Below are 10070 nucleotides of genomic sequence, written 5' to 3' on the forward strand. Positions count from 1 at the left end.
GTGTCGAAGAAGACGAAAGCATCGCTGCCGTCGAAGGTCACCGGCTTGCCGGTACCAACGTTCTTGTCGGCATAGCTGGCCGAATATTCCTCGTTCAGCTCGCCGACATCGCCCAGTACGCCGACCGCGCTGGCATTGGACAGCACCGGCGCGTTGGTCGTGCCGTCGTATTGGCGACCGAGCACGGTGGCCGTGACGGTGGCGGTCTGCGGCGCGCTGAAGACAAAGCCGTTGCCCTCGCCGACGCTCGAGCAACAGGAAGCCGAACCGTGTTGCTTGAAGTCGTAGTCAAACACCAATGAACCGGGGTTGAAATCGTCCGAGGTGATGTTGCTGAAGTAGACGATCCAGCGCCCGGACGATAGGCCCAGTCCCGCCGACATCAAGTTCGTGAACGCAGTCATCGGGCCGCTGTTGCGGCCCGAGAGCACGATCGCATCGCCACTGGCAGATGACGAGATCGACGCGAAGAACCCCAATGACACGCTACTGGCACCGATCGCAATCTTGCCGGTGGCCGTGAGGCTCGATGTGTCGATGCTGACTTGGTTGGCAGCGACCGAGATCTTGCCGTTGGTGAAGAGGCTCGACGAGGCGATGGTGACATTGCCCGAAGACCCTGCGACCAGGCTGATGTCCATTGCACCGGAGCCGCCGCTGCCGAGGGAGGAACTGCTGATCGAGATGTGGCGGTCGGCCTGCAGCGTCAGGTTGCCCGGCGAGGCCGTGTCCACCGAGAGGTTGGCGTTGCTCACCGTGATGTCGCCGTTCTCGCTGCCGCTGGACCCGCCGGTGGAGACGGTCACGTTAGTGCCGGCGATCAGCGCGTCGCGCAGCGTGCTGGCCAGGATCTGCGACGGCGATCCGTTCGCGGTGAAATCGGCGTCGTAGCCGCCCTCCACGCCGACCGTGAAGGAGTTGCTGATCAGGATGTCGTAGGGATCCAGCAACCATTGGCCCATGCGGCCCTTCGGCGCCCGCAGGTCGACGCGCGCCGGCCGCGCATCCAACCAACCGCCCGAGGTCTCGATGAAGCCGCCGTCGCCCGACAGCGCGCCGCCGCGTGCGCTCAAGCTGCCGAAGGCGCGTGTGGCCTGGTCGCTCCACAACACGATGCGCCCGCCCTGGCCCTGCGCCGACGCATCGGCCGTGATGCTGGCCTGCGGCCCGAAGTAGACCGCCTGCGCGTTGGCATAGCGCGTGTCCTGTCCGCGTTCACCACCGCCGACCAGCACCTCGCCACCGCCGGCATTTCCGGACACATCGACGCGCGAGCCATTCATCAAGCCCACTTCGCGGCCGAGCAGCACCACTTGCCCGCCGGTGCCTTGCGTGCCCCGAGCGCTGACACTGCCGTCGACGGTGGTGCGGCCTGCGTCCGACGCCACCTGCACCGTGCCGCCGCTGGCCCCGTCGGCGCTGGTGCGGCTGCTGGCACCAAGCTCGACGGACTTGCTGGCCTTGATCCAGACCTCGCCGCCGGCACCGGTGGTCAAGGCGTCGGCACTGACGATGCCTTGCTGGTTGACGGCTGCCGCATGGATGTCGATGCGACCGCCCGCTGCACTCAATTCGCCGAGGTTGCGCGCGGCACCGGCGGGTGCCGTGATGCGCACACCGAGGTTGGGCGCACCGGTGTCCACCAGCTCCACGCTCTGGCCCGCCGCCAGGATGATCTGCCCGCCTGGCGCCTGCACCAGGCCTTCGTTGCGCACATCGCTGCCGATCAGCGCGACCGTGCCGCCGAAGGAGGTGCGCAGCTCGCCGCGGTTGACGATCGCGGCATCGGTGCCGGAAGCGTTGAAGGCGTAGCGCCCGGCCAGCCAGTCGGTGTCGTTCAGCCGCAGCGTGGAGGTGACGAGGCCGGCCACGTCAACGCGTGCCCCCTGGCCGAACAGCACGCCGTTCGGGTTGAGCAACCATACGCGGCCGTTGCTGCCCAGGCTTCCCAGGATCTGCGAGGGGTCGTTGCCGACCACCCGGTTCAGCACCTGGCTGGTGGCGCTGGACTGCTGGAAATAGACCGACTGGTTCGTGCCGATCGAGAAGCTGTTCCAGTTGAGCACCGCCTGCGGCGAGTTCACCACCGTCATGCGGTTGCCCACGGTGTTCACCTGGGCCTGGCCGTTGGCCACCGACAGGCCCGAAGGCAGGACCTGGGCCAGTGCCGGGTCCAGCATCAGCGTGAGCAGCGAGCAGCCGGCCAAGGCCAGCGCCAGGCGTTTGGGAGCAAAGCGCCGTCGCATCGGGCGCGCGGCGCGGGCGAGAACGGAGGCTGTGGATCGCATGGTGTCGCTTGGGTTAGAGGTCGTCGGGCAGGCGGCGCCGGGCGCCGCGGCCGATGCACAAGAGGTGCGTGTCATTGGAACGAGAGGCTGGCCTGGAAATGCAGCCTCACCGAGTTGCGTTCGCTGGTACGCCCGTCCTTGAGCGCTTGCGCCACGTCGAACCGCCATTGCGATGCGCCTAGCGCAAAGCGCGTGCCCAGGCCCCACGAGGCCAGCGTGCAACGGGTCTGGCCTTCCAGGCAATCGGTGCCCAGGCGGTTGCGGGCGACACCACCATCGGCGAACGCCAGCACGCGCAGCCCGGTGCTGCCGATGGCCGGCGAGATGACCTCGATGCTGGCGGCTGCGCCGCTGTCGCCGGTGACCTCGCGTTCCTGGTAGCCGCGCACGGCGTTCATGCCGGCCAGGCCGAACTGCTCGCCGGGCACCAGGCCGTCCGCGCTGGCTTGCGCCGTCAGCCGGTAGTTCAGGCGCCAGTCGCGGCCCAGCGGCGTCACGGCATAGGCGCTGCCGCGCAGCACCGTGAAGCCCAACTCGCCGCCCGGCCGAACAGCGCCGATGCTGCCGGCGCCGGCGTGGCGTCCGCCCAGCTTCAGGTTGTGCGACAGGGCCAGGTTGAACCCGGCGGTGCGCTCGCCGGGGCGCTGGGCGCTGTACTCGATCGCCAGCGGATGCACCGTAACGCTTTCGCCGGCACTGCCGCAGGCACCGGCCGGCAGGCCTTCGATGGCGCAGTTGTTGAGGTAATCGCGCTTCTCCAGCGACAGCGTCAGGCGCTGATCGAATTCTCCGAAGCGGTCGAACAGCCGGGTCAGCGACAGCCCCAGCGCGCGGCCCTTGCCGTTGAACTGCAGCGCGCCGGCGGCAGTCGCGGTGGTACCGGCGTCGACGTTGGAGTAGGTGGCAAAGGTGTTGAATATCAGCCCGGCCGAATACAGCGGCACGCGGTAGCTGCCGCTGAAGATGCGCACCGCGCTCGGGTGCTCCGGTGCCATCTGGGCCTGCAGCGAGAGCTGGTGGTCCCGATCCCACAGCGCCGCGTGCTGGTAGCCCAGCCCCAGGCGCAGGCGCCCGGTCTGGCGGCTGCCCGAGTTGTCTGCCGACAGCGACCAGCGGCTGACCGGCTCCTCGGTGACATTGACCACCGCGTCGACCTCGCCCTTGTTGCTGCCGGCCTCCAACGTCAGCGCCAGCTTGCGCGCCGGGTTGTCGTTGGCCAGTTGCACCTGGGCATCGATGCGGCGCACCCGCGGCGTCTGGCCCTCGGCCAGCAAGGGCAGGCTGCGGCGCACGTTCTCGGCGCTGAACTGCTTGTTGCCCAGCACCACGACACGCGCGATGCGGCCTTCGAGCACGCCGATCACCAGCTTGCCGCCGGCCACCGCCTGCTCGGGCAGGAAGGTGACCACGGCGCCGTAGCCGGCCTGGCGGTACAGCTCCTGCACCGCAGCCGCGGCCTGCTTGAGCTCGGCCATCGTGCGCTGGCCCTTGTAGGGCGCCAGCGCCGCGTCCAACGTGGCTTGCGGCAGCAGCGTATTGCCGATGATCGAAATGTCCGTCACGGCCACGCGCTGCGTGTCGGATTGGGCTGATGCGCTTACCGCCGTCAGCGCCAACAGTGCAGCAAGCACGCCGGCCCTTGTCATTCGATTCATCGATGGCTCTCTTTTTTGCGGATGGCCGAACGGGACGAGCCCGACGCGCGCAGCATGCCGCGCTGGCCCTCCGTCCGGGGAACGAGAATTCTGCGGGCAGGATGCTTGCGTAGCAAGGAGACTGAGCAGTATTCACTGCGATGTAGCGGCAAGCGTGGCGTTTTGTCGGCGGTTTGTGGGCATTGACGCGACGGTGTTTGCCGCATGCCGTCGGGCCACGATTTGCCGCCACAATCGCACACCTCTCCCGATGCTCGACATCACACGCCGTCCATGAGCAGCGACCCTTCCGACGACGATGACCGCACGGCCATCCGGCCCCTCACTGTCGGGGTCGATCCGAACGCGGCCACCGTGCAGGTCTTCCCGCCGACCGCAGTCGCCGCCGCGCCGGCCGCTGCCAAGGCAGGCGACATCGGCAATGCCTTGCCCGCGGGCACCTACCTCGGCGAGTTCGAGCTCATCGGTGTGCTCGGCGAAGGCGGTTTCGGCATCGTCTATACCGCGCAGGACCATTCGCTGCAGCGCCGTGTTGCGCTCAAGGAGTACATGCCCTCGTCGCTGGCCGCCCGTGTGGACTCCAGCCAGGTGCAGGTGCGCTCGGAGCGCCATCGCGAGACCTTCGATCTCGGGCTGCGGAGCTTCGTCAACGAGGCCCGGCTGCTGGCCTCGTTCGACCATCCGTCGCTGGTCAAGGTCTACCGCTTCTGGGAAGCCAACGGCACCGCCTACATGGTGATGCCGCTGTACGAGGGCGTGACGCTGAAGGACAAGCTCAGGCGCATGGGCACGGCGCCCGACGAAGCCTGGCTGCTGTCCCTGCTGGCCGCGCTCACCGAGGCCTTGGCGGTGATCCATGCCGAGCACTGCTACCACCGCGACATCGCGCCCGACAACGTGATCCTGCTGGCCGGCAGCGAGCGGCCGCTGCTGCTGGACTTCGGCGCCGCGCGGCGCGTCATCAGCGACATGACGCAGGCGCTCACCGTCATCCTGAAGCCGGGCTATGCCCCGGTGGAGCAGTACGCCGAAGTGCCCGAGATGAAGCAGGGCCCCTGGACCGACGTGTATGCGCTGGCCGCCACGGTGCACTACGCGATCACCGGCAAGACGCCGCCGACCTCGGTGGGCCGGCTGATGAACGACAACTTCCAGCCGCTCAGCCTCACCGCCGCCGGCCGCTACAGCCCCGGCTTCCTGCAGGCCATCGACAACGCGCTGCGGGTGCGCCCGGACGAACGCACGCCCAGCATCGATGCGCTGCGCGCCGACCTGGGCCTGCCGCCGGCCGCATCCGCCAGGCACAGCATTCCGGCCACCGTGCAGGCCACGGTCCAGGCTTCCGCCCGGACACCTGCCGCGGCCGAGGGCAGGGCGGCGCCGCCACCACCCGCCGCGGCTGCGGCAGCAGCACCGGCCCGCGGTACCAGGACCCTGGTGGTCGCCGGGGCCGCGGTGCTGCTGGTGGGGGGCGGCATCGCTGCCTACCTGCTATCCGGAGCGTCCAAGCCGGCCGCCGTGGCACCGGCGCCGGCACCCACCGTGGCGGTGGCACCGGTACCTGCGCCGGCACCCGCACCCGCGCCGACCCCTGCGGCGCAAGCGCCCGCCGCCCCCAAGGCCTTCGAGATCCGCGACGAGTTCAACAAGGTCCTCGCCGGTCAGACGGCCGACTTCAAGGTGCAGGCGGCGCCGGTCAAGAACGCCCTGCGCATCGGCCGCGACAAGCTGGGCTTCACGGTCAGCTCGTCGCGCGACGGTTTCGTGCACGTGCTGGTGCTCGGCCCCGACGGCTCGCTGCTGCTGCTGTTTCCCAACGCCCAATCCAGCGGCAATGCGATCAAGGCCGGCCAGACGCTGAAGCTGCCGCAGGCCGCCTGGATGCTCGACACCGTCGAGCCGGCCGGCCTGGAGGAGTTCCTGGTGGTGGTCAGCGCGCAGGCGCGCGACTACAGCGAGCTGAGCAAGGAGCGCGACTACATTTTCCTGAAGCTGCCCACCGGGCAGCGCGGTTCTGACCTGGCCGCCGCCTGGACCCGCAGCTCGCCGCTGCTGCTGGGCGGACTCAAGAGCTGCCCGAGCGCCGATTGCGAAGCCTACGGCGCCGCGCGCTTCAGCGTCACCATCGAGCACTGACACCGTACCGGGGGTGCGCCGTCCGAGCTTGCCGGTGGCGGCCGGACATCAGGCCGGATGCAAGACCACCAGCAGGGCTTGCGCCACGGCGCGGCCGGGGTTGCGGATGGCATGCGGCCGGTCGACGGCGTAGCGCGCGGTCTCACCGGTCTTCAGCCGCGCGCGCGCATCGCCAGCCTCGACGTCCATCGCGCCGCTGAGCACCGTCAGGTGTTCGCGCGAGCCCGGCTCATGGGCCGCGGATTCCAGCGCTGCGCCGGGCTGCAGCGTCAGCTGATACCACTCGAACTGGCCGGCCAGCTCGATCGGCCCGAGGATGCGCAGCTGGCAGCGTGCGTCGCTGCCGCCGAACGTGGGCGTGTCCTGCGCAGCCACGGTGACGATGGCCGGCGGCTCGCTGCGTGGCCCTTCGGCCAGCAGCTCGGCCAGCGGCACACCCAATGCATTGGCCAGTCGCCACACCACCGCGACGGTCGGGTTGGCCTGCGCGCGCTCGATCTGCGACAGCATCGACTTCGACACGCCGGCGCGGCGCGACAACTCGTCCAGCGACAGCGCCTGCTGCTCGCGCAGCAGGGCCAGGGTCTGCCCGACGCGGGGCGGTTCGGGGGCGGCGGGGCGCAGGGGTGTGCTCATGACTTGCTGTGAGTGGATTCGTTCAGTATAGTGCACGGAAGTTCTGTAAATCGAACAGTTCCACTCAAACTCGCACTGAACCCCGGAGCCCACCATGACCGACACCGCCGCATTCCTGACCGATGTGCGGGCCCAGCTCCAGGGCCTGCAGGAGGCCGGCCTTTTCAAGTCGGAACGCGTGCTGACCAGCCCCCAGGGCGCGGTGGTGCGCACGGCCGATGGCCGCGAGGTGGTCAACCTCTGCGCCAACAACTACCTGGGCCTGTCGTCTCACCCGCAGGTGATCGCCGCGGCACATGAAGCCTTGCGCACGCACGGCTACGGCCTGAGCTCGGTGCGCTTCATCTGCGGCACGCAGGACCTGCACAAGACGCTGGAGCAGCGCATCGCGCGCTTCGTCGGCACCGAGGACGCGATCCTGTATGCCGCGGCCTTCGATGCCAACGGCGGCCTGTTCGAACCGCTGCTGGGCGAGCAGGACGCTGTGATCAGCGACGAGCTGAACCATGCTTCGATCATCGACGGCATCCGCCTGTGCAAGGCCAAGCGCATGCGTTACCGCCACAACGACATGGCCGACCTCGAAGCCCAATTGCAGCAGGCCCGGGCCGACGGTGCGCGCCACGTGATGGTCTTCACCGACGGCGTGTTCTCGATGGACGGCACGATCGCGCAGCTGGACGTGATGCGCACGCTGTGCGACCGCTTCGGCGCGCTGCTGGCCATCGACGAGTGCCACGCCTCGGGCTTCATGGGCGCGACCGGCCGCGGCACGCACGAGCACCGCGGCCTGCTGGTCGACGGGCGTGCGCGTGTCGACATCATCACCGGCACCTTCGGCAAGGCGCTGGGCGGCGCCAGCGGCGGCTTCACGGCGGGTCCGAAGCCGGTGATCGAGTTGCTGCGCCAGCGCTCGCGGCCCTACCTGTTCTCGAACACCGTGGCGCCGGCCATCGTCGGCGCGTCGATCGCGGTGCTCGACTTGCTGGAAGCTTCGACCTCACTGCGCGATACCCTGCATGACAACACGCGCTACTTCCGCGAGTCCATCCGTGCGGCCGGCTTCGAGATCAAGCCGGGCGAGCACCCGATCGTGCCGATCATGGTCTACGACGCGGTGAAAGCGCAGCAGCTTGCGGCACGCCTGCTGGAGCTGGGCATCTACGTCGTCGGCTTCTTCTTTCCGGTGGTGCCCAAGGGCCAGGCGCGCATCCGCGTGCAGCTGAGCGCGGCGCACGAGCGCGCGCAGCTGGAAACCGCGGTGGCCGCCTTCACGCAGGCCGGGCGTGAACTGGGATTGATTCGATGAGCACGCCAAAGATTCTGATCATCGGCGCCAATGGCCAGATCGGCACCGAGCTGGGCGAAGCACTGATCGCGCGACACGGCTCGCAAGCCGTGGTGACCAGCGATCTGGCGCCCCAGGGCCGCCTGCCGCAGGCAGCGCACGAGGCGCTGGACGTCACCGACGCCGCGGCGCTGGCCACCATCGTCAAGCGCCACGGCGTGACGCAGGTCTACCTGCTGGCCGCCGCGCTGTCGGCCAATGGCGAGAAGCATCCGCAATGGGCCTGGAACCTGAACATGAACGGCCTGCTGAACGTGCTGGAGCTGGCCCGCACCGCGAAGTTGGAGCGGGTGTTCTGGCCCAGCTCGATCGCCGCCTTCGGCCCGCGAACGCCGGCCACCGCGCCGCAGTCGACGGTGATGGATCCCAGCACCGTCTACGGCATCAGCAAGCTCGCCGGTGAGCGCTGGTGCGCCTGGTACCACGCGCACCATGGCGTGGACGTGCGCAGCCTGCGCTACCCCGGCCTGATCAGCTGGAAGACGCCGCCCGGCGGCGGCACCACCGACTATGCGGTGGAGATCTTCCACGCTGCATTGAAGACCGGCCGCTACACCTCGTTCCTCGGTGCCGACACGCGCTTGCCGATGATGTACATGCCCGACGCAATCCGCGCAACGATCGAGCTGATGGAAGCGCCGGCGGAGCGTATCGCCGAACGCGGTTCCTACAACCTCGGCGCTTTGAGCTTCACGCCGCAGGAGATTGGCGACGCGATAGCACGGCGCATCCCCGGCTTCACGCTCGATTGCGCGCCGGACTTCCGCCAGGCGATTGCCGACAGCTGGCCCCAAGCCATCATCGACGGTGCTGCGCGGCGCGATTGGGGCTGGGCGCCGCAGTACGACCTGCAGGCGATGGTCGATGACATGCTGGCGGCGCTGCGACCCTTGATCGCTTGACGTCGCCAGAACCGGCCATCAGAACCGGATCTTCCCGGTCCAGATGTCCTTGTACATGACCCAGTCGCCCATGAAGCTGTAGAGCGGGCGGCTGAAGCTGGCCGGCCTGTTCTTCTCGAAAACGAAGTGGCCGATCCACGCAAAGCCGTAACCGCACAGCAGCCCGTACAGCAGGTATTGCTGCCGCCCCGTGGCCAGCAGCATGGCCAGGCACGCGAGGCTCAGCGTCGAGCCGATGAAGTGCAGGCGCCGGCACGTGCGGTTGGCGTGCTCGCCCAGGTAGATCGGGTAGAACTCGGCGAAGCTCTGGATGCGCTTGAGCTGTTCGGCAGTGGCGGTGCCCATGGTGATGCTTTCTAGGCAAGGCTGAGACGCAAGGCATTCAACATCGCATCGGGCTGCTCCTGCATCAGGCAATGCCCGCAGGGCAGCGTGTGCACCTGCGCATTCAAGGCCGCGGCGATGTCGCGCGTGACCTTGGGGCTGGTCATCTGGTCGGCCGCGCCGAGCACGAAGTGCACGGGGCAGCGCACTTTCGCCGCCGCATCCATGCCGTCGGCATAGCGGTCGCAGACGCTGAAGTCGTGGTGGAACAGGTTCAGCGCCGGCTGGCCGCGCTGTACGCGGCGCATCAGCGCGCGGTTGGCGCCGTGCAGCCAGGTGCCGGGGCCGGGGTAGCTCGGCTTGTTGGCGATGCTGGACAGCGAAAACGCATTGACCATGTCGATGGCCTTCAGCGGCGCATCCCGCGCGGTGTTCAGCAGCGCCTCGGACACCTTCATCGGGTAGGCCGTGCCGACCATCACCAGCCGCGTGGCCCGCCCGGGCGCGCGCGCGGCCGCTTCCAGCGCGATCAGCGATCCCATGCTGTGGCCGACCAGCGCGGCTTGCTGCACGCCCGCCGCATCCAGCAACGCGAGTGTCCAGTCCGCCAGGGCTTCGACATCGGCCAGCGGCGGGCCCTCGCTGCGACCATGCCCCGGCTGGTCGACCGCCAGCACGCCGTGGCCATGGTGCGCGAGCCAGCGCGCCAACAGCGTCCAGACGCTGTGGTCGTTCAGCGCGCCGTGGATGAACACGACACAGGGCAGGGCGGCATCGAAGG

The 10070-nt window shown here is 68.8% G+C and carries 8 protein-coding genes; 3 read left to right on the plus strand and 5 right to left on the minus strand.

Features of this window, described 5'->3' with window-relative positions:
* Both VLK61_RS01520 and VLK61_RS01525 read right to left on the minus strand, forming a co-directional pair.
* Positions 1-2288, minus strand: a 2288-nt coding sequence (locus VLK61_RS01520; RefSeq protein WP_325417567.1) for a filamentous hemagglutinin N-terminal domain-containing protein, incomplete at its 3' end; no start/stop codon positions are given.
* Positions 2289-2359: 71 nt separating this feature from the next.
* Complete coding sequence (locus VLK61_RS01525) at positions 2360-3943, minus strand: ShlB/FhaC/HecB family hemolysin secretion/activation protein (RefSeq protein ID WP_325417569.1); 1584 nt, start codon at positions 3941-3943, stop codon at positions 2360-2362.
* Between the two features lie 273 nt (positions 3944-4216).
* Here VLK61_RS01525 and VLK61_RS01530 point away from each other — a divergent pair, with 273 nt between their 5' ends.
* Positions 4217-6079 carry a serine/threonine-protein kinase gene (locus VLK61_RS01530; protein WP_325417571.1) on the plus strand — a complete coding sequence of 621 codons (1863 nt, stop codon included), beginning with the start codon at positions 4217-4219 and terminating at the stop codon, positions 6077-6079.
* Between the two features lie 48 nt (positions 6080-6127).
* Here VLK61_RS01530 and VLK61_RS01535 read toward each other — a convergent pair whose 3' ends face one another.
* Entirely contained in the window at positions 6128-6715 is a 588-nt protein-coding gene (locus tag VLK61_RS01535; protein WP_325417573.1) for a helix-turn-helix domain-containing protein, read from the minus strand.
* Between the two features lie 94 nt (positions 6716-6809).
* Here VLK61_RS01535 and kbl point away from each other — a divergent pair, with 94 nt between their 5' ends.
* Together kbl and VLK61_RS01545 are read left to right on the plus strand one after the other, a co-directional pair.
* Entirely contained in the window at positions 6810-8024 is a 1215-nt protein-coding gene (gene kbl / locus VLK61_RS01540; RefSeq protein ID WP_325417575.1) for a glycine C-acetyltransferase, read from the plus strand.
* Positions 8021-8965 (plus strand): NAD-dependent epimerase/dehydratase family protein, encoded by a 945-nt coding sequence (locus tag VLK61_RS01545; RefSeq protein ID WP_325417577.1) that lies wholly within the window; start codon positions 8021-8023, stop codon positions 8963-8965. Before kbl ends, VLK61_RS01545 begins: the two co-directional genes overlap by 4 nt.
* An 18-nt stretch (positions 8966-8983) precedes the next feature.
* Here the strand turns inward: VLK61_RS01545 and VLK61_RS01550 are convergent, their stop codons facing one another.
* Both VLK61_RS01550 and VLK61_RS01555 read right to left on the minus strand, forming a co-directional pair.
* A complete protein-coding gene (locus tag VLK61_RS01550) occupies positions 8984-9310 on the minus strand; it encodes an Mpo1-like protein (protein ID WP_325417579.1) in 327 nt (108 codons plus the stop codon).
* An 11-nt stretch (positions 9311-9321) separates the two neighbouring features.
* A partial coding sequence (locus tag VLK61_RS01555; RefSeq protein WP_325417581.1) for an alpha/beta fold hydrolase occupies positions 9322-10070 on the minus strand: 749 nt, incomplete at its 5' end.

Origin of the sequence: Aquabacterium sp., assembly GCF_035476535.1 — a bacterium.
In the GTDB taxonomy this organism is placed as follows: Bacteria; Pseudomonadota; Gammaproteobacteria; order Burkholderiales; family Burkholderiaceae_C; genus Pseudaquabacterium.

Coding starts and splice junctions, on each gene's coding strand:
- VLK61_RS01550 (WP_325417579.1), bottom strand. CDS start 9,310: ATGGGCACCGCCACTGCCGAACAGCTCAAGCGCATCCAGAGCTTCGCC.
- VLK61_RS01545 (WP_325417577.1), top strand. CDS start 8,021: ATGAGCACGCCAAAGATTCTGATCATCGGCGCCAATGGCCAGATCGGC.
- kbl (WP_325417575.1), top strand. CDS start 6,810: ATGACCGACACCGCCGCATTCCTGACCGATGTGCGGGCCCAGCTCCAG.
- VLK61_RS01530 (WP_325417571.1), top strand. CDS start 4,217: ATGAGCAGCGACCCTTCCGACGACGATGACCGCACGGCCATCCGGCCC.
- VLK61_RS01535 (WP_325417573.1), bottom strand. CDS start 6,715: ATGAGCACACCCCTGCGCCCCGCCGCCCCCGAACCGCCCCGCGTCGGG.
- VLK61_RS01525 (WP_325417569.1), bottom strand. CDS start 3,943: ATGAATCGAATGACAAGGGCCGGCGTGCTTGCTGCACTGTTGGCGCTG.